Genomic DNA, 24,130 nt, shown 5'->3' with positions numbered 1-24,130 from the left:
CTATTCATTTTTATATGCAAACTATTTTAAAATAGAGAGCTGCGGGTTTGAGACTTTTTGTGTTTCACGAACGGAGGCAGTTGCCCCTGTACGTGTAAGTTCTTTAATGCCATATGGTCGAATGAGTTCGATAAAGGCATCAATCTTCTCTGGATGCCCTACTACTTGATACGTCACAACATTTTTGGCTGTATCAATAATTTGGGCGCGGAACGGTTCAACAATTGAATTCATTTCCAAACGTAAATTTGGTGGGGAAATCACCTTTACTAGTGCTAGCTCTCGCAGAACAATCGATTTATCGGTAATGTCATTGACCTTTAACACATCAATTTGCTTGGATAACTGTTTCACTAGCTGCTCAATTTTGCGTTCGTCCTCGATGTTGACAACGAAGGTCATCTTTGAAAAATTCGGTTGCTCCGTATGACCTACTGTAATCGATTCAATATTGAACTGACGCTTCATCAATAAACCTGTCAAACGGTTTAATACACCACTTTGGTTAATCACAGTTACGGTAATTACTCGCTTCAATTTTTTTTCACCCCAATCATTTCATGTAAGCCTGTGCCAGGTGCTACCATTGGGTAAACACATTCAAGCTGTTTCACTCGACAGTCAATTAATACTGGCTCATCAGACAGCAGTGCCTCATGGAAAATAGACTCTGCTTCATCGATTGTGTTAATACGATAACCTTTAATGTTATAAGCATCCGCTAACTTAACAAAATCTGGTTGGATCGGCATAAGTGATGATGAATAGCGCTCTTCATAGAATGTTTGTTGCCATTGACGTACCATGCCAAGACAGCTATTATTCAAAATCACTATTTTTACTGGTAAGTTAAATTCCTGTAGGATGGATAGCTCCTGTGCCGTCATTTGGAATCCTGCATCTCCTACAATCGAAATAACTTTTTTGTCTGGCTTCGCAAATTGGGCGCCAATTGCGGCCGGGAAGCCGAAGCCCATCGTACCAAGTCCACCAGACGTTACCCATGAATGATCATTATTTAAATGATAATATTGTGCTGCCCACATTTGATGCTGCCCAACATCTGTCGTCACAATGGCATTACCTTCAGTTACCTTGTGCACTAATTGCAATGCCTCTTGTGGTAGGATTTCTTGCGTATTTGTATCCTTGCAATACCATAATGGATATTCCATCGCATGATTCCTTAAATAAGCTAACCAATCGGCTGTATCAGGACCTTGGAAATCCTTTTTCAATAGTGCTTTTAAAGCCTCCTTGGCATCAGCAACAATTGGAATATCTGTCGGTACATTTTTGCCAATTTCAGCAGGATCAATATCGATATGGATAATCGTTGCATTTGGTGCAAATGTAGCTAGATTACCTGTTAGACGATCATCAAAACGTGCCCCAATATTGAGTAATAAATCGGATTTTGTGATCGCTGTATTTGCTGTAGCTGTACCATGCATCCCAGCCATCCCAAGGAATAAGTCATGTTCACCATGGATGGAGCCCAATCCTAGCAATGTGTTCGTTACTGGAATACGATATTTTTCTGCGAAAGTCGTTAATTCCTCACGTGCATCCGCAAAAAGAACACCTGCACCCGCTAAGATGATTGGGTTTTTTGCCAATGAAATGGCTTGAATCGCCTTTTGGACTTGTAGATAATTTGGTTTATATGTTGGCTGATAGCCTGGTAAATAAATTTCATCAGGTGCTTGCGGTGGATTCTCTACATCAAACAACATTTGGGAAACGTTTTTTGGGAAATCCACGACAACTGGTCCCTTACGACCTGTGCTAGCGATATGGAAAGCTTCCTTCACAATGCGGGGAATATCATTGACATCCTGCACCTGATAGTTGTGCTTTGTAATCGGTGTTGTAATCCCCATAATATCGGCTTCTTGGAAAGCATCTGTACCGATCACAGATGTCGCAACCTGTCCTGTAAAAACAACCAATGGAATAGAGTCGATCATGGCATCCGCAATACCTGTTACAAGGTTTGTTGCACCAGGTCCACTTGTGGCAATAACAACGCCCGTTTTACCTGAAACACGAGCATAGCCTTCCGCCGCATGAATAGCACCCTGTTCATGTCTTGTTAAAATATGGCGAATTGGGTTTTTATACATCGCATCATAAATTTGTAATACGGCTCCTCCTGGATAGCCAAAGACAATTTCAACCCCTTGATCGTGCAATGCCTGCACTAATACATCTGCACCGTCCTTCGCTTGATAGGTTTGTTCAGCTGTTGCTGTTGTAGCTAATTGTTCTTGTTCATTGATTGAAACATTCGCACTCATCAAATTATGCCTCCTTCATTTCTTTCAAACTCACACATCAGTGTTGTAGATTAGTGAAGTGTCAATAGCTGGATTGACTATTCCTCTCATCCTTTTCGTTGAGAGGCTGTTCAATTGCATCGTGAAAATAATAAAAAGCCTTTTTCTCCACACGCAAAGAACTACCTTACGTAGGGATGAAAAAGACTTTCCATGGTACCACCCTTTTTTATAGCAAATAATTGCTACCTCGCGAATAAATGACAGCATTTATGCACCAATGCGAAAGACATCGCATCCAATATAGTGCCATAAAACATTTATTCATTAATAACGAGCACTTTCGACTATGCCCGGAGCTATCTAATGGTGTAAACACGTTTAATAGCCCACTCCGAGGGGATGTCGGATCTAGTTGTATCGCCGGCTTCCAGCACGACCGGCTCTCTGGTAGATACAAGGCTCTAGAACCTTTAACCTCATCAACGTTTTTATTTATCTAGTTGTTAAATTTTCATTACGCCTCCAGTGGAAGCGCTCGTCACTAATTTTGAATATCTTGCTAACCAACCACGTTTGATTTTTGGCTCAAAGACTGGTAATTTTGCACGACGTTCAGCTAAAACTTCATCTGAAACTTGTAAATTAATCGTACGATTTGGTAGATCAATTTCGATAATATCTCCGTTTTCTACTAAAGCGATTGGACCGCCTTCAGCAGCTTCTGGTGAAATATGGCCAATTGAAATACCACGAGATGCACCTGAGAAACGACCATCTGTAATTAATGCAACCTTTGTACCAAGGCCTCGACCTTGAATGGCAGATGTTGGTGCAAGCATTTCTGGCATCCCTGGGCCACCCTTAGGTCCTTCATAGCGAATGACGACTACATGGCCCTCCTTCACCGTTCCATTATCAATGTTTTCTTGTGCTGCTTCTTGTGAATCAAAGACAATTGCCTCGCCCTTGAATACTTTGATAGAAGGATCAACGGCCCCTACTTTAATAACAGAGCCATCTGGTGCGATGTTACCGAATAAAACTGATAATCCACCTACAGCACTATACGGATTGTCTTTTGTTCGAATGACTTGATCATTCGTGATGTGATAATCTTTGACAAGCTCACCCATTGTAACGCCTGCTACGGTTGGACGGTCTGGATGAATAGCACCTGGAATAGATGTTAATTCATTAATAATGGCACTTACTCCACCTGCTTTATTAATATCATCCATTGAAATATCTGAAGCAGGCATGATTTTTGCTAAATAAGGCACTCTTTCCGCTACTTTATTAATATCTTCAATGTTGTAATCTATTTCGGCTTCATTGGCAATTGCTAATGTATGAAGAACTGTATTTGTGGAGCCCCCCATTGCCATATCAAGAGCAAAAGCATCATCAATTGCCTCTTTTGTAATAATATCGCGAGGTTTAACGTCTTCCTTGACCATGCGAATTAATTGCTTAGCTGCTTCTTTAATCAGCTTGTGACGCTCTTCAGAAGTGGCAACGATTGTACCATTTCCAGGTAAAGCAACACCAAACATTTCCATTAAGCAGTTCATTGAATTTGCTGTAAACATGCCTGAGCATGAGCCACACGTCGGACAAGCATTATTCTCAATATCCAACAGCTCTTCCGCAGACATTTTTCCTGATTTGTGTGCTCCTACACCTTCAAACACAGATGTTAAGGAAAGCTGTTTCCCTGCTGCAGAAGTTCCTGCCTCCATTGGACCACCTGAAACAAAGATAGATGGTACATTCGTACGAACTGCTGCCATAAGCATTCCTGGTGTAATTTTGTCACAGTTTGGAATATAAAATACGCCATCAAACCAATGTGCATTAATAACTGTTTCAGCAGAGTCTGCTATAATTTCACGACTTGGTAAGGAATAACGCATACCAATATGCCCCATTGCAATACCATCATCGACACCAATTGTATTAAATTCGAATGGAATACCACCCGCTTCAATAATAGCTTCTTTCACTACATCAGCGAACGTACGTAAATGAACGTGACCTGGTATTATGTCGATATAAGAGTTACAAACCCCAATAAATGGTTTGCCTAGATCTTTTGCTTTTACTTTGCCTGTTGCATATAAAAGACTTCGATGTGGCGCTCGATCTACGCCTACTTTAATCATGTCACTTCTCATTTTAAACGCCCCTCATTGCTATCCATACTATGTTCGTTGCTATAGACAAAATGTTCTGTCTTTTTAATTTTTGTTTATAGAGTAATAGCCTCTTAGACGACTACTGCTGTAACGAACGTGTTAAATTGTTGTTATCATAGTACGAAAAAAAGGTCTCGTCAACACTATTTTTTGAATTGTTTAAACAATTCAAAAAATCTGTCAAAATTGAAATCGTTTACATGCTGATTAAGCATCAGTTTTATCTCGCTTTGATAAAAATTTTGACATTTCGTTCAAATTTTAATTTTTTAATAATAAACAAAAATGGATAAATAAAAAATTCCCATATATTTGAATAAGCTAAGTTATCCAATCCTAGAGATAACGCTTACAATAGAAACAACTTTTTTAAGTATCCTGTAAAAAATATTTGTTCAGGATCGTATTGGTGTCGAATGCTTAAAAACTTTTCAATCTCTGGATACAACGCATAGACCGTTTGCGCTGTTAAATGATGTTGTTTTCCCCAGTGAGGACGACCTTCATATTTTTGCATCAATGTATGCACCCATTTAAAGTAAGGCTCTTCTGCCATTCCCTTATACATATGAAAGGCTATAAAAGCCGACTCACGCCCTTGTGTTGGACTTAAAAAACCTGCTTCGCCTGCAGTTGTTCGACACTCTAAAGGAAAATGAACATTAAAAGTCCCTTTTTTAAAGGTTGCATGGATTTCCTCCAAACAAGCTTCAAACTGTGATAAAGGGATGGCATATTCACTCTCTTGAAACTTCACGCTACGAGGTGAGGGATAAATTTCATAGCTTATCCCTACTTTTTCACTTTCTACCACATTGGCAGCCGCTATCTTGCTCATGGCACTACTTAAACCAGGTTTCCACTTACAAAGCTCTGACATCGCAAAGAAAGCCCCGTTTTCTACTATTTGTAGCTTTAACGTTTCTATTTTTTTATTCCATTCACTTTGATAAACAGGCGCGACCGCATTCATCCGTTTTACTTGAATTGTTTCACTACCAGGGAAATAAAACCACTCCACATGACGATGTTGACGAATATCCTCCGCAAATAACGAGAGACCATTTGTCAATGTTTCTCTTGCCCCCACATAATGCAAACCATATAGTGGTATGACCTTAATCGTTACTTTGACCAGAACACCTAGCATCCCAAGAGATACATGCAGCGCTTCAGATAAATCATCCATACCTCTCCTATGTTCCTGATAAGTACCAGTACCGTCTACAAATCCCCATGCCTGGACAGCTGACGATAGAGAACCAAGTGTAACCCCCGTGCCATGTGTGCCAGTTGACACTGCCCCTGCAATGGTTTGCTCCTGTATATCGCCAATATTGATTAACGCAAAACCGTGTTTCGCTAGCATTGGTCCAATTTCATATAGGTAGGTCCCCGCCCATAATGTTGCCTCCTGCCTTTCCTCATTCACAGCGATTAATCCACGCAGATTATGTAAGGAAATTGCTATATGCTCAGGCATAGCCACAGCGCTAAAAGAATGAGCAGCACCTGTGACACGGATTGTCTTTCCTGATTGACACGCATGCTTCACAATTGCTGAAACTTCATCAATAGAGTGTGGTAAATACATTTCACTCGGATAGGAAATAACATTCCCAGCCCAGTTTGTCCACTTTTCACCATTTCGCCATTTTTCTATAGAAAACATTGTCCATCTCCCCTATATGTTGTGTAATGTCCTGCATACTTGTCACCACGAATAGCATGCAGGACCTGAAAACGCTCACAAAGCTCTCCTGCCTTCGCATGTCGAAAATAAATGGTATCGCCAATATTGATAATCTTCCCTTTGACCTTAATAGGTGTTTGCACTTCCCCTGCGCCTTCTAGGCTAAGATATGCAAAAGTGGTAGGGTCATAGAATACAGGCAAACGATCCATCCCAATGGCTCCAGAAGCCGTATAGCCTCCCCCATGACAAACAACGATATTTTTTTCAGGCATTCTTGTTACACGTAAGGCAAATCCAGCAGCCTTTTCTAGCTGTAAATGTGTAAATTGATCGAACAATGCGGGTGCATAAAAAGCCGAGCCAACTGTAATTTCCGTTACTTCCTTCTGTTGATTGGTGTACGTCATACTTCCTGATCCTCCACCATTAACAAAGCGTAGATTTGGAAAATAAGCCTTGATATGGGCGATCGCTAATCGACGAAACTGCGTTACTTGCTTTTTGGCTTGTACTTGCATGGCTTCTATGACTCTACCTTTTAAAGCATTTGCAGGACGATTGCCCACCCCTGCTATTTGAGCCTCATAGCCCATCGCTCCTACCACTTCAATTACAGGGGTGTTTTGAATGGTTTGTAAAAAAGGTGTCAACGTTTCAAGAGAAGACAATGACGAACGTTTTGTTCCAAAATACAATACTTTAAAATCATTAGAAACATTAAGATCAATACAAACCTGTACACGTACGCCAATCTCTTGTCCTAATTTCGCCAATAGTTGGATATGTTCTTGTCTGTCTACCATAAAGGTGACGATTTTTCCCTCCTTTACAAAATGCAACAATCGACGAATCGTTGCTTCCTCCATTACTGGATAGCCAAGCAATAAGTCATCAAACTGCTGCTCTAATAAAAAAAGGGTCTCTGCTGCAGTAAATGTCATAAACCCCACAACATTCACAAGTTTTTTTTGTATATAACGAAGGACCTCAATAGAACGAATCGATTTTGTTGCAATACGAATTTGTTTTCCCCCACAAGCATCTTGAACCATTTGTATATTTTTATCTAGTGCATCTAAATCTAACCATGCAAATGGTCTTTCCAAATCACAAAATGCTTGATCCAATCTTGACGTCATTTCATCACTCCCTTGTATAAACTATGTATTTGACATTTAGCAGAATAATTCCTTTTTTCAGTTAATTAAGCATAATAAAACAACCGTGAGCCTGTTTTACAATAAGACTACACGGTTGTTTTAATATGGTATAAACATTTCATTCACCTTTCTATTAAATTGGTTACGATGCGTATAAGAAATCAGCTGCAAGATTTAGCATTACTAATAAATGCAAACCAGCAATTAAAAAGCCTTGACGATTTAAACGTTTCATAACAGCCATATTCATATGACCACGCTCCTTTTCTACATTATAATCCCTTTATACAGAATTTTCAAACTATTAAAAAGTGGAAATTTACCCATTTTTCTTTTTCTACACAAAAAATTCTCCCAAAGAAATAAGGAATTGCACATAGAATTGACATTCTGTTTCAATAAAAAATAATGTATTTTTTCACGAATGAAAAGGCTATTGTAGTAAATAATTTAGTTAAATGGCTGTTTTTTATTGTTACTGGCGATTGGGCGTTGCATGCATTTCTGGTACGAATTGAATACATGAACATACTATAGAAGTAAGCGATAATCGGTGTATGTACAATATAGAAGTAATTGTAGTTAATGTGGACATTTTCACGGTAGTTTATGCAGGTGGATTAGCTATAAAGTGAGCACAGCAAAGGAGCTGCATTCACTTGTCTACAGCCTTATTTACAACATGTAATAATTACTAAACAAAATCACAGTGTTTAATCTACTCCATTCAGGGTATAACTAAGTAATCGCCATTATATCTTAAATTTAAGGAGATGAAAGTAATGATTAGTTTCATTTGGTATTTAATTATTGGAGGAATTCTTGGATGGCTAGCTGGCGTCATTTTAGGTAAAGATGTACCAGGCGGCATCATCGGGAATATTATTGCAGGGATTGTCGGTTCTTGGATTGGTAGTATGGTTTTAGGGAACTGGGGCTGGAGAGTAAGTGATTTCTACGTGTTCCCAGCACTAATCGGTGCCATCGTGTTGATCTTTATCGTCAGCCTTATTTTAAAAGGTATGCGTAAAGCAACTTAAATATGTAATGAAGAGCCATCCAATGTGATGGCTCTTTATTTTTTTTCATGTAAGAGAACAGCTGCTTGGAGTTCATCGTGAAAATCATCATACAACTGGTAGTAATATAACACATCCTCAACATATTTCTCGCTATGGTTGTATTGATAAACAGCTTTCTTAATATTCCCTGTCGCAGCACCGTATTTGGATAAGTAATTCGCAGCACTAAATACTGCATCCTCAATATCATAGGGATCAGCTATTCCATCCCCATTTGCGTCAACGCCATATCCTCCATATTTAGCAATCGTCTCAGGACTCATCAATTCAGTTTTTGTGATGCTTCCTTTTCCCAAACCTGAGCATGTGGGATGCTGCCAGCCAACGAATGTACAGGGCATGAAGTAGAGTAAGAACCCAGCGCCTTGGCATATTTCTATGCTAGGTTTCCAGGAACTCCTCCCCGAACCGTACGTACACCTCTCAGCGTATACGGCTCTCCACCTATCAGTCTAATTTACCGTTATGTAAATCTAAGTGGCATTTCTTGCATAGTGCCATCGTTTTACGGTTTCTCTCAATCATACGCTTTTCCCATTTCTTTTTGCCTTCAAGGTCTTTTAACTTTTTAATGTGATGAATTTCTAGATCCACATTTGTGGCATGGCACCATTCACATTCCTTTGCTACAAGTCTTTCAATAAGACCTGTTCGGTTGTAAATGATGTTTCTTGTCTTAGAAATAACATCAACATCGGCATATGAGGATGGTAATAGTTTCTTTTTGAATCCATCTTTGTAGAAGAAGGCGATTTTACTGCCGTTGGCAGTTTTGTATCTCACCGCAAAATCTCCGTTGATACTGTATTTTCTGTGAATTTTTCTTACGCTTGATTTATATTTATTTGCGAATGTTTTATACATGCTATATTCCATGATGAATTTAAATCCATCTAGTTTATATACATTGTTCGCTAGCTTGTAGTAGTTATATAAACCTCTGATTTCTGCATTATAGATTGTCAATATTTCAAGGTCATCGTTTTGAAGAAGATGCGCTCGATGAGTAGACTTCCATTTTTGTGTTTTTTTATCTATTTCTAGCGCTTTGTATTCGATTAATTTATTTCGCCATACTTCATGTGGTAAAAGAAGTTCACAACTCATTGTGCGTGTACGTTGTTTATGTCCACTTGCTGTGTATTTTGTCGTTTTGTTATCATGACTAATTTTAATATCATACCCAAGAAATCTTGCTCTTTTACTAGAATGTGTAATGAGCGTTTTTTCTTGTGATAACTCTATTTTCATTTCGTCTTTAAGAAATGTACTAATGTCATGTTTTATTTGCTGACAATCTTCCTTACTTCCAATCACACCAATTAAGAAATCATCGGCATATCGCACATATTGTATTCGTTTGTAGTTTTCATCCATAGGGTCTTTATAAGGTAATTCCATCATGTGATTTTTCAACTCGTCCAAGTGTTGAAGTGCTTGTTCTTTTTCTTCCTCATTCATTTCTTCCCATATTTCCTTATACCTTGCGTTTGCTCGGTATAGCCTAGCTTCTCTTGTACGGTATTCTTTTAGGCGCTTTCGACCCTTGCCTTTATCAAATCTGTCTTTATAAGCTGATACAAAGTTATCTAACTCATTTAAGTAGATATTCGATAGGATGGGGCTGATAATTCCACCTTGTGGAGTACCACTGTACGTCTTATGATATTGCCAGTCCTCTAGGAAACCTGCTTTAAGAAATTTCCAAATTAAATCGATGAATTTGTCATCATTAATTTTTCTTTTTAAAATCTCAATTAGTTTATGGTGGTCAATGTTATCAAAGAATCCCTTAATATCACCTTCCACGAACCATTTAACTCCAGTAAATCTGTCCTTTACTTGCATAAGTGCAGTGTGACAGCTTTTTTCTGGTCTGAAACCATGAGAGTGTATTGAGAAAGTTTTTTCGTACATAGCTTCAAGTAAATTTCGTACTACTTCTTGAACTAGTTTATCCTCGAAAGATGGTATACCTAATGGTCTTTTACCACCGTTCTTTTTTGGAATATAAACCCTTTTGGACGGTTTTGGTTGATAACTACAATCTTTTAGGCTTTCAATTAATCTTTCAATACGTTCTAGACTCATACCATCAATGGTTTGTCCATCGACACCTTGTGTCATATTGCCTTCTTTCGCATAAATCTTTGCGTAAGCCATTAAGTAGAATTCCACGTTATACAGATTTCGATAGATTCGTTCGAATTTGTAATCTTCGCGTTTTGATTGTTTCGTTAGACTGTCTAACACAGTGTTTGGACTTCTCATAGAGCCTCACGCTCCTTTCCAATTTTAGTTAGACTTGATAAGCTGTTCTCCTTCGCCATGTAATGGGCTTTCCCCATCTCGGACTACTACGAGAACTCCGTTACCATATCAGATATTCAGCATCATCTTCCTTGTGTTTTGCACTTGGAATTTGTCACCCGAAGGCATTTTGCATAGCTTAATTTAACATAAGCATTCTGACGTAGGTAATCACCATTTAGTACATATAAGAACAAGCATGATGTAATGTCGGATATGACGTTCGTCCTTTACTACTTATGGTAGTTGGTCAGCGATAGACTACTCACTGTTGACATGCAATTCATCAAAGTGTATTCAGATGTGGCTTCCAATTAACCAATCTGTTTCGCTGTATGACGTAAATAATCATCTTCCATCATAGGTGGGCCAATAACCCCCTCGGACTGTCATTCAGGCAGTATAGCTTTTATCCTCGTTTACATCTTTTCATTTTGCTATTCAGTCGTAACGTGATGATTCGATAACTTATAGCTTTCCCAACATGCTACACTCCCCGATATTTGGTTTCCCTCACGGATAAGTTGGGTAATGATAGGCATTGTAGTCTCGCCTACTCCTTGCTAGTGGAGATTTCTTATATGACCTTATGGTCGCACTTGCATATGCCCCTCTGCCCCAGCAGATGATACCATTGATTTTACCGTAGAAAACCGTGTTTCAATACGATGATGCGCAGCAAGTAATGTCCAGGGTACACCATATTTTTCTTCTGCAGCTACATAAACGGGAATGTATTGCTCAGGAATTTTCATATCGAAATGCTGTTGAATCTCCTCAATTGCCTTTTGCTGGACAAGCTTTTCGAATATCGGTAATGTTTGAAGCTCCTTCCAAGCAAAAAATGTGAGAACATACACGGTAATTGCAATTGGAATCAATAATGCTATCATACCCAATTTTGTCGCGGGTGATAACAGAGGTTTGTTATTCTTTTTCTTTGCCATACGTCACACCTAATCTAGTATTCTTTTTCTATATTACCAAATTTTCCGTAATGTGCAGTATATCTTTTCATTTTGAAAGAATGAAGTCTTCCACATCTATGAAAGTACATCATTTCCACCATGAAAGCAGTTGAAAGGTTTGCTAAAAATATAGTAAAATACAGATTGATTCGTTTATTGGATAATAATAGGGAGGAATTTATTTTGTGGAAAGACTTTAAAGAATTTGCGATGAAAGGCAATATTGTCGATCTAGCAGTAGCAGTAGTCATTGGTGGTGCTTTCGGTAAAATTGTTACCTCCTTAGTTGAAAATATCATCATGCCATTAGTCGGTGTTTTAACAGGTGGTATTGATTTAACAAAGAGTTTTGTTTTTGGCTCAGGTGAAGCCCAAATCAATTTTGGTGTATTTCTACAATCCATCATTGATTTTTTAATCATAGCATTTGCCATTTTTATGGCCTTACGAATTATGACAAAGCTCACACGTAAAAAAGAAGAAGCAGTCGTGGAAGAACCGGCACCTGAACTCGATGCCAAAGAAGAGCTTCTCAAAGAAATTCGCGACTTGCTAAAAAAAGAACAAGCCTAACATGTTGTTAAAGCATCTGTCTCTCAAAGGAGGCAGATGTTTTTATTTTGTCTCCTTTATTTTTTGTGTTCTAACCGCTACTTCAAAACTATCCCCCACTTTGTCTGCTCTATCCATCACTTTTCACGTTGTATCCGCTACTTTTTACGTTCTATCCGCTACTTCCGAACCTATCCCCCACTTTGTCCGCTCTATCCCTCATTTTTTACGTTGTATCCGCTACTTTTCACGTTCTAACCGCTACTTCAGAACCTATCCACCACTTTGTCTGCTCTATCCACCACTTTTCGCGTTGTATCCGCTACTTTCTATCTTGTATCCGCTAACTTGAAACTATCCTCTCTTTAGCTCTATCTTTATTCTGGAATCTCCTACTATTCCTAGGTGATTAACTATAAATAATCTAGCTAATTTTCAGAAATCACCTTGTTCTTCTTTAGTATCCATGTTAAATTGGTAACAATTATTGAGAATACTATTAAATTGAAAGCAAAAGTTGTTGCTTTTAATAATATTGAAGAAAAGAGTGACGTCATGACATTAAACAGAAGTATTGAAACAAAGCTTGTACAACTTGGTAATTTAAGTGACCCAGCAACAGGAGCTGTGAGCCCACCCATTCATTTATCGACTGCTTATAAACATACTGGGATTGGTGAATCTACTGGTTTTGACTATACACGTACAAAAAATCCTACACGTGCTCTTTTAGAAGCAGGAATTGCTGATTTAGAGGGTGGTGATATGGGCTTTGCCTGTAGTTCCGGGATGGCTGCCATTCAATTGGTGTTATCCCTATTTAAACCAGGCGATGAATTAGTCGTGCCAGATGATTTATATGGTGGTACATATAGACTTTTTAATTTCTTCCAAGATACTTATAATATTAAGCCTGTTTATTCAAAATTTGAATCTGTTGAACAGGTGGAAGCATTAATGAATGAAAATACACGTGCAATATTTATTGAAACACCAACAAATCCACTTATGCAGGAGTTTGATTTACAAGTGTATGCGGAGTTAGCACATAAGCATGGGGCATGGTTAATTGTGGATAATACTTTTTATACGCCTTACTTCCAACGCCCTATTGAATTAGGCGCAGATATTGTGCTTCATTCTGCAACGAAGTATATTGGTGGTCATAATGATGTTTTAGCTGGGCTAGTGGTTGCTAAAGGCACAGAATTAGCCGAACGCATTGGCTTTATTCATAATGGTAGTGGCATGGTGTTAGGAGCTATGGATTCATGGTTACTTATTCGTGGTCTAAAAACAATGCATCTACGCTTAAAGCAACATGATGCCAATGCGAAGGCTATTGCTGCTTACTTAGAGGAAGAAGAGTTAGTGACCGATGTCCTTTATACTGGAAAAGGTGGCATGCTGTCATTCCGCTTGCAAAAGCCTGAGTGGATTGACCCATTCCTTCGTAACTTAAAGTTAATTACTTTTGCTGAAAGTCTTGGCGGTGTCGAAAGCTTTATTACGTATCCTGCTACACAAACACATGCAGATATGCCTTATGAAGAGCGTGTGGAGCGTGGCGTTTGTGATCGTTTATTACGCTTCTCTGTTGGCATTGAGGAAGCAGAAGATTTAATTGCAGACTTACGACAAGTGTTTGATATCCTTAGAAAAGAGGCGTAATTGATGAAGCAACGTATTGAAACAAGCCTCATTCACGCAGGTGTTCGTGATGGCTATAGTAATAAAAAAGGGGCTGTTAACGTCCCGATGTATCTGTCCTCTACTTTCCATCAAGAAAGTATAGATGAATTTGGAGAATATGATTATGCTCGTTCAGGCAACCCTACAAGAGATGCGTTAGAAAAAGCTGTAGCAGAGCTTGAGGGTGGCGTTCGTGCCCATGCATTTTCATCTGGTATCGCTGCCGTATCAGCAGCATTAATGCTGTTATCGCAGGGAGATCATATCGTCATGACTGAGGATGTTTATGGTGGAACCTATCGTTTTGTAACAAAGGTGTTGCCGCGCTTTGGGATTTCCCATACATTTGTAGATTTTACGGATCTAGCAGCTGTAGAAGCAGCAATCACGCCAGCTACAAAACTACTTTATATGGAAACACCATCAAATCCAACGTTAGGCATTACAGATATTCGTGGTGTAGTGGCGCTTGCCAAGCAACACCACTGCCTTACATTCTTGGATAATACTTTTATGACACCGTTACACCAACGCCCACTAGAACTTGGTGTAGATGTCGTCATTCATAGTGCAACGAAGTTTTTATCTGGACATTCTGATATTATTGCTGGCTTAACGGTTACTGCCGATGAAAAGCTAGGTCAGGATCTCTACTTTATCCAAAATTCATTCGGTAATATTTTAGGTGTACAGGATTCATTCACACTACTACAAAACATCAAAACAACAGATGTACGTTTTAGTCGTTCTGCTGAATCTGCACAAAAAATTGCTGTGTATTTGGCTAGCAATCCACTAGTTGAGCAGGTCTACTATCCAGGGCTTGCTTCACACCCTGGCTACGCTATTCATCAACGTCAAAGCACAAGTCCTGGGGCCGTTTTATCCTTCCGACTACCAAGCTATATAGCTGCAAAGGTATTGGTTGAGGCGATGACAATTCCAGTATTTGCGGTCTCTCTTGGAGGAGTAGAATCTATTCTTTCTTACCCTGCAAAAATGAGTCATGCTGCTATGGAGCCTGAAGAGCGTGCTAAACGAGGCATCACAGATGGTCTTCTACGTTTTTCTGTAGGACTTGAGCATGTTGATGATTTAATTGCTGATTTTGCACAAGCCCTAGAGATTGCTGCCAAGGCTTAATTGAATCAACATAAAAACCGCGTCCAATTGACGCGGTTTTATTATAATAGGTTCAATTTCTCACCTTTGCTAACAATCGGTATAAATAATCGCCATGCCCCTTTGCTAGCAGGGCATCTTGCTCAGCTGAAATCCAATAGAATGAAAAGATTAAATCCCCTTCGTTTAAGCCTGTTGGATGATGTTGCCATGCATCCCGTGTTTCATCGGATGTTAAATGATAAAAATACCGTTTCTGTAAAACACCTGATGGATGATTAAAATAGTCCTGTGCTATTAGCGCTTGAACGACAAGTGTGGTTAGACCTGTTTCTTCTAGCATTTCACGTTTCACAGCATCTAAAGGTGTTTCCCCTTCCTCAACCGTACCTTTGGGCACCTGGATACCTGCCCCAACTGAATTCTGTTCAAATACGAGTACCTGTAATTGATCCTCATGCGTTCTCGTGATATAGCCAAAAGCTTTTTCAATTACTTGCATGAAAGTGACCCCCTTTGAATGATTGAATGTTACAATAAAGAGAAAAATTGGAATAGCAGGTGAAAAGTGTTGACACTTATTATACGACAGATGCAAGAAAATGACATTACTTTTGTACAAGAAATTGCTAGAATAAGCTGGCATCATACATACGAAGGAATCATTCCACGTGACATTCAAGATCGTTTTTTACAACTAGCTTATAGTCGAGAACGATTAATCGAACGTCTTATCAATAGTCCGTTTCTCGTTGCAATTTTTGATGAATGGCTAGTAGGCTTTGCTAATTTTTCAAATGTAACACAAGGTGAGGCGGAGCTACATGCGATTTATTTACATCCTGATATGCATGGTAAGGGCGTGGGTACTGCACTTTTACAGGAAGGACTACGCATGCTCCCAAATCTATCGTCTTTATTTGTTTGTGTAGAGAAAGAAAATAAACTTGGTATGCATTTTTATCAAGCAAAGGGATTTGTAGCAATAGAAGAATTTGATGAACAATTTGATGGCCATCTACTTAAAACAGTTAAATTGGTTAAACAATATGAAAAAGTGTAACGGTTCTTGCAACTACCGTTACACTTTTATTTATGTAAGATTTATCTGCTCCGCTTGGATAACAAGTGCTGTTAAGCCCGTTATACTACCAGATTCATGTGCCTGTCCTTGATGCCATAGTACTCCCTGTCCTGTTTTTATCGTGATTTTTTCAGCATCTTCACCACTAATCCATCCCTCTCCATTAATAACGATAAAAAGCTGTGGAATGGGCGCGTCATGCAAACCAACCACACCGCCTGGCTCAATATAGATGAAACCGATCGTCGTAGGTACTTCCGTTTTCGTGATTTTTCTATAAAATGTATCGATGGATTGGTATTGATGAATTGGATTTGCTAAATCTTGTGTAAATTGTATGAGTTGCATTTCGCGAAAATCCCTTCCTATTAGGCTAGTTCTTCTTCAGCAAATGCTAAAAGTGTTCCATCTTCTTTTTTAAAATAAAAAGCAAATGCATCATAGCCATTTCTTTTAATCGTTTCCCAATTAGTGGTTTCTCCATTTATAAGTTGAACATTTTCTTGTTCATCTACCTCATAGTCGTCTATTTCTTGGTCATAGTCGATGTTATAGAAAAATGATAATACGACTTCTGTTTCGGGTAAATTATATTTTTCTAGAGGACGGTTGTCACGGTGATTCTCTGTATACGCCTCACAAAATAGCGCATTATAACCATGTAGAGTCGCATCAAAGAGCAAAATTTCCTCGGCGGATAAAGGATCTTTAGCAACGATTCTAGCGGTTGAGCCTGTAATATAAGGCATTTCCTCCCCTTCAATCATTAGCAAATCACCGTAATACCAAATTTCAAATTGTTCATTGCCTGCACTAGAATGAAGCTGAAACTGGGATTCAACGTCATCTATAATTTGGACGTTTCCTGCAAATTGCTGTAGATAAATGGGAATAGGATTAATCATAGCTTTCCTCTCCTTTTCTGTTAGAAATTACTTCCTTACAATATAATACATCTTTCTTAGTCATAAAGAAAAACCCAGAATTTTTTCTGGGCTTGATGACACTTACTTTTCTAGCATGATTAAAACTGACGGGCCTTTGCTTCACTTCGCAAGAGACGGTTATGGAGAGTAATCTCCGTTTCACCATTTACTTGCGATTTTGATCGCTTAATCCTTGACCAGTTGCGGTGGATTTTTTGAGATTTGGGGTCTAGTTGTTCGAACCTACTCATTTTTCATCCTCCTCATCATTATAGATTTCATAAGTGAAATCTTCTTTATTATGACCAGCTAAGGTGAATTTATACTAATTTCATAAGAAGCTTAGTTACTTCACTTTATTAGTTTTCGCTTAACCAAGTTAACGCATATTGTACATATAATTCGGCTCCAACGCGCAAACCATCTTCATCGATATTAAAATGGCCGTTATGATGTGCCCAGCGTGTATCCTTTTCTGTATTGCCTGAGCCTACTAGAGCAAAACAGCCAGGTACTTCATCTAAGTAAAAGCTAAAGTCTTCTCCACCCATTGTCGGATCATCAATATGATAAGCATCCGCGCCAAAATGTTCAGCTGCAAGGCGCTCGACTAAGCTGGCACTCGCCACATCATTGTTGACGGCTTGTGTACCATATTCATAAACGACCTCTGCTGTGCCACCATAAAGTGAGGCAATCTGGTCAGCATAATGACGAATTTGCGTTTCGATATGTGAACGAACCTCTTTATCAAAACAACGCACAGTCCCTTCTAAAATGGCATCTTCTGCAATTACATTAAAGCGTGTTCCAACCTCCATTTTTCCAATTGTAAGAACGGCAGGTTGAAGTGGATTGACTGTACGTGCCACAACTGTTTGGACATTCAAAGCAAACGTTGAAGCAATCATCACGGCATCAATGGCATCATGTGGGACTGCGGCATGACCGCCCTGCCCTTTAAAGCGCACTTTGAAAATATCAGCAGAGGCAAAGGCAGGACCTTTATTACACTGAATTTTCCCTGTGTCAATTTGTGACCAAATATGAATACCAAAGACGTTATCTACACCTTTCATTGCTCCTTGCTCTACCATCGCTTTTGCGCCTGTAGCTACTTCTTCCGCTGGCTGGAAAATAAAACGAACTGTTCCCTCAATTTCTTCTTGTACCATATGTAATGTCTTAGCTGCAATCAGCAACATGGCTGTATGCGCATCATGACCACAGGCATGCATCTTACCATCCGTTTTAGAGCGATACGGAATATCTTCTCGTATTTCATAAACTGATAATGCATCCATATCTGCACGTAAGGCAACGGTTTTTCCTTCCTTGCCCCCTTTTAACTCCGCAATAATGCCTGTTGGCTCTGTTCGTCTATACGGAATACCAAGGTTCTCTAAATATGCTGCTACATAATTCGTTGTTTCATATTCTTCCCAAGAAAGCTCTGGCTCACTGTGCAATTTTTGACGAATTGCCACAAGCTCACTATTTAATTCCGCAATAATTTCTTTCATTTTATTCATGCTGACTCTCTCCTTCTTTATAGCCAATTGACAAAAATACCCGCTAAAATCACAGATGTTATCGTTACACTAATGAAACCTCCCACAAGCATCGGTGGTAACATATGACTTAACAGCATTTCTCGTTCTTTTTGATCGGCTGTGGACGATTTCACTACTTCATTCGTTAAAATATAATCTGCTGGGAACCCATAGAGTGCTGTTAAGGATACAGCAAACGCTAAATTCGGGCTGACCTTTAAAACTTTTCCTGCGATGAAAGAGAAAATATACATACCAATGACTGCTAAGACAATAGACACTACTAATGGCACAATAATACGCATCAGCATTTCAGGGGAAGCCTGTTTTAAGCCATCAAATATAAAGAGCATTAACCCCATAATGGCAAAACCGAAGCCATTTGCTTTTTGCAATGGTTGTCTTTCTAAAAAACCAAATGTCGATGCAAGGACACCAAACACTAGGCATAGCACTAACGCATTGACTGTCACAACAGGTGCTAATGCTGTAGATGTACCATACGCTAATAATCCAACAAGCGCTAAACGGAAAAATTTAAAGTATTCTGTATTGTACTTGGTAGGAATTTTCCTAAATAATTTTGGTTGCTCAGATGCCTGTTCAACATCTTCCTCTACCTGTGTTACCGATTGTATATTCCCTTGCTGATGTTCTTTTAATAAACGTTTTGCTTCACGCTTCAATACAATGGACGTGATGGGATATCCTGCAAAACCTTGAATAACATAAATTACAATGGCAAAGACGGCTAAATCCTCTAAGCCAGCTGCAGAAGCGCCTTCTGACATCACTAGCGCTGCCACAACACCACCGACTAATGGTGGAACTGCAACTATCATCGTTTTTAAATCAAATAGCAAGGCACCAATTGTAAATAATATGGCGATGATGCCTACAATACCAGCTAAAGAAATAACGATGGCTTTCCACTGGTTTTTCAATTCCTTAAGGGACAGAAGTGTACCCATATTCGTAATTAATAAATACATTAACATCGTGGCAACGACTGGACCAATCCCGGCAATACTAACAATATCTTTCGGGAAGAATGTCCAATAGCCAATTAAAAATAATACCGCACAGACGAACACAGATGGAATCCACGCCTTCGTTCTTGTTGCTACGATATCTCCGATGTAAAGAATAGCAAGTACTATCGTCAGTGCTAACATTTGCGACATATCAAAGAATTCTCCTAACTTAGTAATTTTTTAATGTCATCTATAATAATACTAATTATTCTTAAAATTCTATTTTTACAGAAAAGAAGAAAAACAGCGCATGAACGAGCATATTCGTGACACTAAAATTACGGTTTTCCAAATATTTAGATTTTAAAGAATTTTCATAAAGCGCTTACAAAAAAATAGAACCATTATAAAATGGTTCTACTTTTTCTTACATGCTATTTTTTGAAACGATTACCTGTGTTCGCATAGATCAATAAAAATATCGTAAGGGCGACAAAAAGTACAAGACCTACATGAAATAACCATTGTGTATGGAAAAATTCGTTTAGTATCCATAAAAGGACACAAAAACAGTAGCCATACATCATTTTTCCCATAAATCTTGCCAGTGCCTTTTCATCATATTGTTCTTTATCTTCCTGTGCCATCGTATGAAAGCCTTCAAGTAGAAAAGCTCCTTTACCTTGCGATAGAACAATGGCGAAGATGAGAAACGGCAGCATGATTATTAAATAGACAAGTACTCCCAAGGTTAATCATCCTACTTTTCATTTTTAATAAATTGCTCAATTGCTGGTAGTAATTCTTCATGCAGTGGCAGCGAAGGGTCTGCATAGGTTGCTAAGTTTTTGGCGCGATCTGCCGGTGCCTTTTTCAATACGTGATTCATACCCGCTAGATAAAGTAATTTTGAGTCTTGTTTGCCTTTCTTCAATGCCTCAGCATCGGCTTCCTTCACTTGTAAATCCGTTGTTCCTTGTACTAGCAATACACGGCTTTTTACTTTTGCAAGCTCATTAGCAGGTTGATATTTTAGCAAGGAAATCAGGAAAGGCTGTACAGATGGACGGAAAAGGGCCTGTAGCTCTGGCGAAATATTTTTCACTTGCTCCCCTTGCTTTAAAGCTGTCAAAATATTCGTGGATTCATTAAAAAGCTTTGGTGCTAATTGACCTTTTAATTGCTCTAAAAGCACTTCATCTAACGATCTACCTGCACCGGCAATGGAGACAAAGGATGCTACGCCTGTCTTTTGAGCCGCGAGCAAACCAATGAGTGAGCCTTCGCTATGACCAATCACATGGACACTTGTGTAGGCTTTATCAGCCATCAATGTTTGGATAATTTGTACAGCATCATCAACGTATTGGTCAAACGTTCCATCCTCTTCCTTTGTTAAGAGCGCTTGATTGTCACCAAGTCCTTGCTTATCATAACGCACCGTCGCAATGCCCTGTTGTGCTAAACCTTCGGCCAACATTTTCAAGCTATTATTTTTTCCAGCCAAAGCGGAATTACCATCTTTATCAGTTGGCCCCGATCCTGCTATTATCAGTGCCACTGGTGATGGAGATGGAGAAGCCTTTTGTACAGCTACCGTTAAGTTACCGTTTTGAACGGGAATTTTTAATGTGTCATAGGTAACAGGTTGCTCTTTATAAGCCTTTAGTATTAAAGGAAATTTCCCACCATTTTGTTGAAATGTAGCCTCTATTTGTTCATTTTTGATTGTGCCATTAATGGCAATAGCAGAGCCGTTTAAATTTATGGACACTTTTACTTTATCACCTGTATACGTCACACTTTGAAATGGAAAATTAGATAAGCCCTGTGCTGGCACGGATAATGTACCACTTTCCTTCTTTAAATCGATAATAATCGGTAATGGTCCATTTGGCGTTTCAATAGTTCCTTCCCATTTTCCAATAAACTGTTCATTCATTGCATTTGTCCCCTTTGATCCTTGATGTTGTGCAGTGACCTCTTTTTGCCCACAGGCAGCTAAAAGTAAAATTGTACAGCAAATCAATAACCATTTTTTCATCTAATCTTCCTTTCTATATGAAAATCACCAATAAAATTGGCAGTAACGTAATCGCTATTAAGATGTAACACCATTTGTTCGCGAAATTTACAGTCCAACCAATCCCGAACTTTTTAGGCACTAATAAGGATGGATCATTTTTATTGCAATAAAAAATACCCCATTTCCAGTATTGATCATCTGTGGCAGCTGTTTCATTTGTATGTACCTCATCAAAACGTTCATTACTTTTACTGAGCTTCCAAATGAACACTAGTAAACCACCCAACGTAACGACATTAAAGACAAGAAAAAGTGGGAAGAAGTAGGGAGCCGTTTGGTCTTGTAAAATAACAGTTGTATAGTGTAAAACAACAAATAGAATTGTCATACTAAAATTAATGGCTGCCAGGTACCAGCTTCCGTATTTACGCTGAGTTAACTCCCGATGAATGGATGCTTCTTTGGCCTGTGCACTTAATTGAATTTTGGCACTTTTCATGCCTTGACTCATCATGAAAAAACTAATTTGTATTGCCAATAATATAAGTGGCATACTGATGACTGAAAGCCGCGATTTTTGAGTCCAACCATCGACCTCTCCTGCCCCATTCCAATGTGTTGCGAAAACCTCAGGGATTGACTCATAGTTCATGTACGTAAAAGCGATTAATGCAAGTGTGATGATAATGGGTACACTAAAAAATATAGGTGATAATGTTTCCTCTTTCTGACGGATAGACAAATCTGTCACATATACTGTTTTTATTTGTGCCTCCCACTGCTCCTGCACCTTTAATTTTTTCGTTTTAGCATGATAACTCATGTAAAGACCTGATGATAAAAGGAGCATGACATACAAAAGGATAAAGGAAATTAAAGATACCTTCTCCTCTTGTATAGGTGAAAGATAGAGAGCGATTTGACCTACTAAGAATAAGCCAGCAATCCCTGCGATGATTTGGCTATAATGCTTCTTCCACAGCTTTAATTGTGGATGTTTGACATATGGTTCGGGTATGGAAACACCAAAAACAAGTGTTTTTCTTGTTAAATGTGGTGTCATCATTTCCATAATTCCGACAATGATAAAGATGCCTACAATTATAAGCATACTACCCCTACTTCCATTGTTTTAAAATTCGCTGGAACAAACTTGTCATTTGCTCTTTCTCGAGGCCACGCGCAAAAGCCTCCGCCATGATAGGCTTCAAGGCATTTTCGACTTTTTCAACCTCCGTTTCTTCCAGCGCTCTCTTTTGACCACCAATAATGACCGCTTTTGCTTTCGGCTTCAATTCAATTAAGCCCTTCTCTTCAAGCTCATGATAACTTTTACTGACCGTGCTAACATTGATGCCTAGATCTGTAGCCATCGAACGTACAGACGGTAAAGTATCACCATTTTTCAGCTCACCTTGCGCAATGCATTCTATTATTTGATTGGCCAATTGTTTATATAGCTGCAATTCACTGTTTGGATCTAATTGTATTTGCATAATAACCCTCCAATCTGTATTACTTGTAACCAAACAGAAATCTGTTATGTATAGAGTAATACAGATTTTCTTTAATGTCAAATGAAGGAATTTTTTATGGTGTTGAGTAGAGGTTTTTTCACAATAAGAGCGGGAGCCTTCCCTTAGTAGTGCTTTGAACTTCATTTAGAGCGGGTTCTCCTTCCTTATGAGCGCTTTAAATTTCATTTAGAGCGGATCTTGAGTACTTTAGACCCCAAATAAGAAACAAAAAGGACCCAGAATAATTCTGGATCCATGGACACTTATTGCTTCTATTTGATTTTTAACTGATATGGTTTACACTTCTTCTTAATCTATAGCAAAACAGAATGTTCTGTTTCACCTTTAGGCTTAAGATTTAGAAGCTTCAACCTTCAACAGTTGTGGCGGACTTTCCTGAGATTCTTGGTCTTTGGGTGTTTGACTATTACTACTCATTCTGCATCCTCCCCATCAGATTAGATTAATAAGTGGTTCCTCTCTTATTATGAACCTTCTTCTATTTTTTATACATGCTTTAGCTTTTTTCTGCAAAGACTTGTTGGGCTATCGTTAAAGCATTTTGCACTCTTGGAAAACCGATGTAGGGTGCTAATTGTAAAAGTGCCTCGACCACTTCTGTCTGTGTCAAGCCTGCATGTAATCCACGCTGAATATGCGTTTTGGTTTGTGGTGCAGCACCTTGTGTAACTACCGCTGTTATCACGACGAGTGCTCGACTCTTTGCATCCAGCCCAGGCCGTGCATAGACATCACCGTAAGCAAATTCAATAATCATTTTGCGTAAATCGGGTGCTATATCGGCTAATGCATCGGATTCAATCATCCGTGCTGCTTCTTCTTCTGTCACATATTGTTTAATTGTTTCGAGCCCCTTTGTAAAACGTTCATTCATTTCTTCATCCCTCCTACATTTACTTATACAAAAACCCCAATTCCGCGTCTCCAGAATTGGGGATTGTCCTTCACATATGTAAGGTTCTCTTCTTCA

At 38.9% G+C, this 24,130-nt stretch carries 23 protein-coding genes and 1 pseudogene; 5 read left to right on the top strand and 19 right to left on the bottom strand.

Features of this window, described 5'->3' with window-relative positions:
* Nucleotides 1-21: 21 nt before the first annotated feature.
* The 5 genes from ilvN to AAJG31_RS23375 all read right to left on the bottom strand — a co-directional run bounded on the left by ilvN (nucleotide 22) and on the right by AAJG31_RS23375 (nucleotide 7,312).
* Complete coding sequence (ilvN, locus tag AAJG31_RS23395; protein ID WP_016991907.1) at nucleotides 22-537, bottom strand: acetolactate synthase small subunit; 516 nt, start codon at nucleotides 535-537, stop codon at nucleotides 22-24.
* Nucleotides 534-2,300 (bottom strand): biosynthetic-type acetolactate synthase large subunit, encoded by a 1,767-nt coding sequence (gene ilvB, locus AAJG31_RS23390; protein ID WP_279495352.1) that lies wholly within the window; start codon nucleotides 2,298-2,300, stop codon nucleotides 534-536. Before ilvB ends, ilvN begins: the two co-directional genes overlap by 4 nt.
* Nucleotides 2,301-2,785: 485 nt before the next feature.
* Entirely contained in the window at nucleotides 2,786-4,456 is a 1,671-nt protein-coding gene (ilvD, locus tag AAJG31_RS23385) for a dihydroxy-acid dehydratase (RefSeq protein WP_279495354.1), read from the bottom strand.
* Nucleotides 4,457-4,826: 370 nt separating this feature from the next.
* Nucleotides 4,827-6,149 (bottom strand): D-arabinono-1,4-lactone oxidase, encoded by a 1,323-nt coding sequence (locus tag AAJG31_RS23380; RefSeq protein WP_279495356.1) that lies wholly within the window; start codon nucleotides 6,147-6,149, stop codon nucleotides 4,827-4,829.
* Nucleotides 6,137-7,312, bottom strand: a complete 1,176-nt coding sequence (locus AAJG31_RS23375) for an amino acid deaminase/aldolase (RefSeq protein ID WP_279495359.1) — start codon at nucleotides 7,310-7,312, stop codon at nucleotides 6,137-6,139. The genes AAJG31_RS23380 and AAJG31_RS23375 overlap by 13 nt, the downstream gene beginning before the upstream one ends.
* A gap of 803 nt (nucleotides 7,313-8,115) precedes the next feature.
* Here AAJG31_RS23375 and AAJG31_RS23370 point away from each other — a divergent pair.
* The gene (locus AAJG31_RS23370; protein WP_004231402.1) at nucleotides 8,116-8,373 is read left to right on the top strand and encodes a GlsB/YeaQ/YmgE family stress response membrane protein; all 258 of its coding nucleotides are present in this window, start codon (nucleotides 8,116-8,118) and stop codon (nucleotides 8,371-8,373) included.
* Nucleotides 8,374-8,408: 35 nt separating this feature from the next.
* Here AAJG31_RS23370 and AAJG31_RS23365 read toward each other — a convergent pair.
* The 3 genes and pseudogenes from AAJG31_RS23365 to AAJG31_RS23355 all read right to left on the bottom strand — a co-directional run.
* A pseudogene (locus AAJG31_RS23365) lies at nucleotides 8,409-8,759 on the bottom strand (lytic murein transglycosylase); the annotation flags it as partial.
* A gap of 103 nt (nucleotides 8,760-8,862) precedes the next feature.
* Nucleotides 8,863-10,686 carry a reverse transcriptase/maturase family protein gene (locus AAJG31_RS23360; RefSeq protein WP_207889227.1) on the bottom strand — a complete coding sequence of 608 codons (1,824 nt, stop codon included), beginning with the start codon at nucleotides 10,684-10,686 and terminating at the stop codon, nucleotides 8,863-8,865.
* A gap of 626 nt (nucleotides 10,687-11,312) precedes the next feature.
* Nucleotides 11,313-11,672, bottom strand: coding sequence for a hypothetical protein (locus tag AAJG31_RS23355; protein ID WP_279495370.1), 360 nt, complete (start codon nucleotides 11,670-11,672; stop codon nucleotides 11,313-11,315).
* Nucleotides 11,673-11,876: 204 nt separating this feature from the next.
* Between AAJG31_RS23355 and mscL the strand changes: the two genes are divergently transcribed.
* From mscL to AAJG31_RS23340, 3 genes are all read left to right on the top strand, one after another.
* Complete coding sequence (gene mscL / locus AAJG31_RS23350; RefSeq protein ID WP_009370295.1) at nucleotides 11,877-12,266, top strand: large conductance mechanosensitive channel protein MscL; 390 nt, start codon at nucleotides 11,877-11,879, stop codon at nucleotides 12,264-12,266.
* Nucleotides 12,267-12,800: 534 nt separating this feature from the next.
* A complete protein-coding gene (locus AAJG31_RS23345) occupies nucleotides 12,801-13,916 on the top strand; it encodes a methionine biosynthesis PLP-dependent protein (RefSeq protein WP_026023403.1) in 1,116 nt (371 codons plus the stop codon).
* A 3-nt stretch (nucleotides 13,917-13,919) separates the two neighbouring features.
* The gene (locus AAJG31_RS23340) at nucleotides 13,920-15,080 is read left to right on the top strand and encodes an aminotransferase class I/II-fold pyridoxal phosphate-dependent enzyme (protein ID WP_279495372.1); all 1,161 of its coding nucleotides are present in this window, start codon (nucleotides 13,920-13,922) and stop codon (nucleotides 15,078-15,080) included.
* 52 nt (nucleotides 15,081-15,132) lie between these two features.
* Here AAJG31_RS23340 and AAJG31_RS23335 read toward each other — a convergent pair whose 3' ends face one another.
* Nucleotides 15,133-15,561, bottom strand: coding sequence for an NUDIX domain-containing protein (locus tag AAJG31_RS23335; RefSeq protein ID WP_004231389.1), 429 nt, complete (start codon nucleotides 15,559-15,561; stop codon nucleotides 15,133-15,135).
* Nucleotides 15,562-15,630: 69 nt separating this feature from the next.
* Between AAJG31_RS23335 and AAJG31_RS23330 the strand changes: the two genes are divergently transcribed.
* The gene (locus AAJG31_RS23330; RefSeq protein WP_004231387.1) at nucleotides 15,631-16,122 is read left to right on the top strand and encodes a GNAT family N-acetyltransferase; all 492 of its coding nucleotides are present in this window, start codon (nucleotides 15,631-15,633) and stop codon (nucleotides 16,120-16,122) included.
* Between the two features lie 30 nt (nucleotides 16,123-16,152).
* On the opposite strand, the gene AAJG31_RS23325 is transcribed toward AAJG31_RS23330, so the two are convergent.
* The 10 genes from AAJG31_RS23325 to AAJG31_RS23280 all read right to left on the bottom strand — a co-directional run bounded on the left by AAJG31_RS23325 (nucleotide 16,153) and on the right by AAJG31_RS23280 (nucleotide 24,034).
* Nucleotides 16,153-16,491, bottom strand: coding sequence for a cupin (locus AAJG31_RS23325; RefSeq protein WP_279495374.1), 339 nt, complete (start codon nucleotides 16,489-16,491; stop codon nucleotides 16,153-16,155).
* Nucleotides 16,492-16,511: 20 nt separating this feature from the next.
* Nucleotides 16,512-17,048 carry a hypothetical protein gene (locus tag AAJG31_RS23320; protein ID WP_279495376.1) on the bottom strand — a complete coding sequence of 179 codons (537 nt, stop codon included), beginning with the start codon at nucleotides 17,046-17,048 and terminating at the stop codon, nucleotides 16,512-16,514.
* A 119-nt stretch (nucleotides 17,049-17,167) separates the two neighbouring features.
* Nucleotides 17,168-17,320: a YpzG family protein gene (locus tag AAJG31_RS23315; protein WP_004231380.1), complete on the bottom strand. Its 153-nt coding sequence runs from the start codon at nucleotides 17,318-17,320 to the stop codon at nucleotides 17,168-17,170.
* Nucleotides 17,321-17,428: 108 nt separating this feature from the next.
* A complete protein-coding gene (locus AAJG31_RS23310) occupies nucleotides 17,429-18,601 on the bottom strand; it encodes an amidohydrolase (RefSeq protein WP_279495379.1) in 1,173 nt (390 codons plus the stop codon).
* 17 nt (nucleotides 18,602-18,618) lie between these two features.
* Nucleotides 18,619-19,806 (bottom strand): membrane protein, encoded by a 1,188-nt coding sequence (locus AAJG31_RS23305; RefSeq protein WP_048392374.1) that lies wholly within the window; start codon nucleotides 19,804-19,806, stop codon nucleotides 18,619-18,621.
* A gap of 224 nt (nucleotides 19,807-20,030) precedes the next feature.
* Entirely contained in the window at nucleotides 20,031-20,345 is a 315-nt protein-coding gene (locus tag AAJG31_RS23300; RefSeq protein ID WP_054549218.1) for a DUF3784 domain-containing protein, read from the bottom strand.
* An 11-nt stretch (nucleotides 20,346-20,356) separates the two neighbouring features.
* The gene (locus AAJG31_RS23295; RefSeq protein WP_279495381.1) at nucleotides 20,357-21,640 is read right to left on the bottom strand and encodes an alpha/beta fold hydrolase; all 1,284 of its coding nucleotides are present in this window, start codon (nucleotides 21,638-21,640) and stop codon (nucleotides 20,357-20,359) included.
* Nucleotides 21,641-21,653: 13 nt separating this feature from the next.
* Nucleotides 21,654-22,733, bottom strand: a complete 1,080-nt coding sequence (locus AAJG31_RS23290) for a DUF5808 domain-containing protein (protein WP_054549217.1) — start codon at nucleotides 22,731-22,733, stop codon at nucleotides 21,654-21,656.
* Between the two features lie 7 nt (nucleotides 22,734-22,740).
* Nucleotides 22,741-23,118: a GntR family transcriptional regulator gene (locus AAJG31_RS23285; protein ID WP_054549216.1), complete on the bottom strand. Its 378-nt coding sequence runs from the start codon at nucleotides 23,116-23,118 to the stop codon at nucleotides 22,741-22,743.
* A gap of 538 nt (nucleotides 23,119-23,656) precedes the next feature.
* The gene (locus AAJG31_RS23280) at nucleotides 23,657-24,034 is read right to left on the bottom strand and encodes a carboxymuconolactone decarboxylase family protein (RefSeq protein ID WP_112118372.1); all 378 of its coding nucleotides are present in this window, start codon (nucleotides 24,032-24,034) and stop codon (nucleotides 23,657-23,659) included.
* Between the last annotated feature and the right edge of the window lie 96 nt (nucleotides 24,035-24,130).

Origin of the sequence: Lysinibacillus sp. BS3 (assembly GCF_039614735.1) — a bacterium.
In the GTDB taxonomy this organism is placed as follows: Bacteria; Bacillota; Bacilli; order Bacillales_A; family Planococcaceae; genus Lysinibacillus; species Lysinibacillus capsici.
The sequence above is the reverse complement of the archived record's forward strand: the minus strand, read 5'-3'. Positions and strand labels throughout refer to the sequence as shown.

Excerpts from the sequence above, each read along its gene's own strand:
- ilvB (WP_279495352.1), bottom strand. The coding sequence starts at position 2,300 with ATGAGTGCGAATGTTTCAATCAATGAACAAGAACAATTAGCTACAACA.
- ilvD (WP_279495354.1), bottom strand. The coding sequence starts at position 4,456 with ATGAGAAGTGACATGATTAAAGTAGGCGTAGATCGAGCGCCACATCGA.
- AAJG31_RS23380 (WP_279495356.1), bottom strand. The coding sequence starts at position 6,149 with ATGTTTTCTATAGAAAAATGGCGAAATGGTGAAAAGTGGACAAACTGG.
- AAJG31_RS23375 (WP_279495359.1), bottom strand. The coding sequence starts at position 7,312 with ATGACGTCAAGATTGGATCAAGCATTTTGTGATTTGGAAAGACCATTT.
- AAJG31_RS23370 (WP_004231402.1), top strand. The coding sequence starts at position 8,116 with ATGATTAGTTTCATTTGGTATTTAATTATTGGAGGAATTCTTGGATGG.
- AAJG31_RS23360 (WP_207889227.1), bottom strand. The coding sequence starts at position 10,686 with ATGAGAAGTCCAAACACTGTGTTAGACAGTCTAACGAAACAATCAAAA.
- AAJG31_RS23355 (WP_279495370.1), bottom strand. The coding sequence starts at position 11,672 with ATGGCAAAGAAAAAGAATAACAAACCTCTGTTATCACCCGCGACAAAA.
- AAJG31_RS23345 (WP_026023403.1), top strand. The coding sequence starts at position 12,801 with ATGACATTAAACAGAAGTATTGAAACAAAGCTTGTACAACTTGGTAAT.
- AAJG31_RS23340 (WP_279495372.1), top strand. The coding sequence starts at position 13,920 with ATGAAGCAACGTATTGAAACAAGCCTCATTCACGCAGGTGTTCGTGAT.
- AAJG31_RS23335 (WP_004231389.1), bottom strand. The coding sequence starts at position 15,561 with ATGCAAGTAATTGAAAAAGCTTTTGGCTATATCACGAGAACGCATGAG.
- AAJG31_RS23325 (WP_279495374.1), bottom strand. The coding sequence starts at position 16,491 with ATGCAACTCATACAATTTACACAAGATTTAGCAAATCCAATTCATCAA.
- AAJG31_RS23320 (WP_279495376.1), bottom strand. The coding sequence starts at position 17,048 with ATGATTAATCCTATTCCCATTTATCTACAGCAATTTGCAGGAAACGTC.
- AAJG31_RS23315 (WP_004231380.1), bottom strand. The coding sequence starts at position 17,320 with ATGAGTAGGTTCGAACAACTAGACCCCAAATCTCAAAAAATCCACCGC.
- AAJG31_RS23310 (WP_279495379.1), bottom strand. The coding sequence starts at position 18,601 with ATGAATAAAATGAAAGAAATTATTGCGGAATTAAATAGTGAGCTTGTG.
- AAJG31_RS23305 (WP_048392374.1), bottom strand. The coding sequence starts at position 19,806 with ATGTCGCAAATGTTAGCACTGACGATAGTACTTGCTATTCTTTACATC.
- AAJG31_RS23295 (WP_279495381.1), bottom strand. The coding sequence starts at position 21,640 with ATGAAAAAATGGTTATTGATTTGCTGTACAATTTTACTTTTAGCTGCC.
- AAJG31_RS23290 (WP_054549217.1), bottom strand. The coding sequence starts at position 22,733 with ATGCTTATAATTGTAGGCATCTTTATCATTGTCGGAATTATGGAAATG.
- AAJG31_RS23285 (WP_054549216.1), bottom strand. The coding sequence starts at position 23,118 with ATGCAAATACAATTAGATCCAAACAGTGAATTGCAGCTATATAAACAA.
- AAJG31_RS23280 (WP_112118372.1), bottom strand. The coding sequence starts at position 24,034 with ATGAATGAACGTTTTACAAAGGGGCTCGAAACAATTAAACAATATGTG.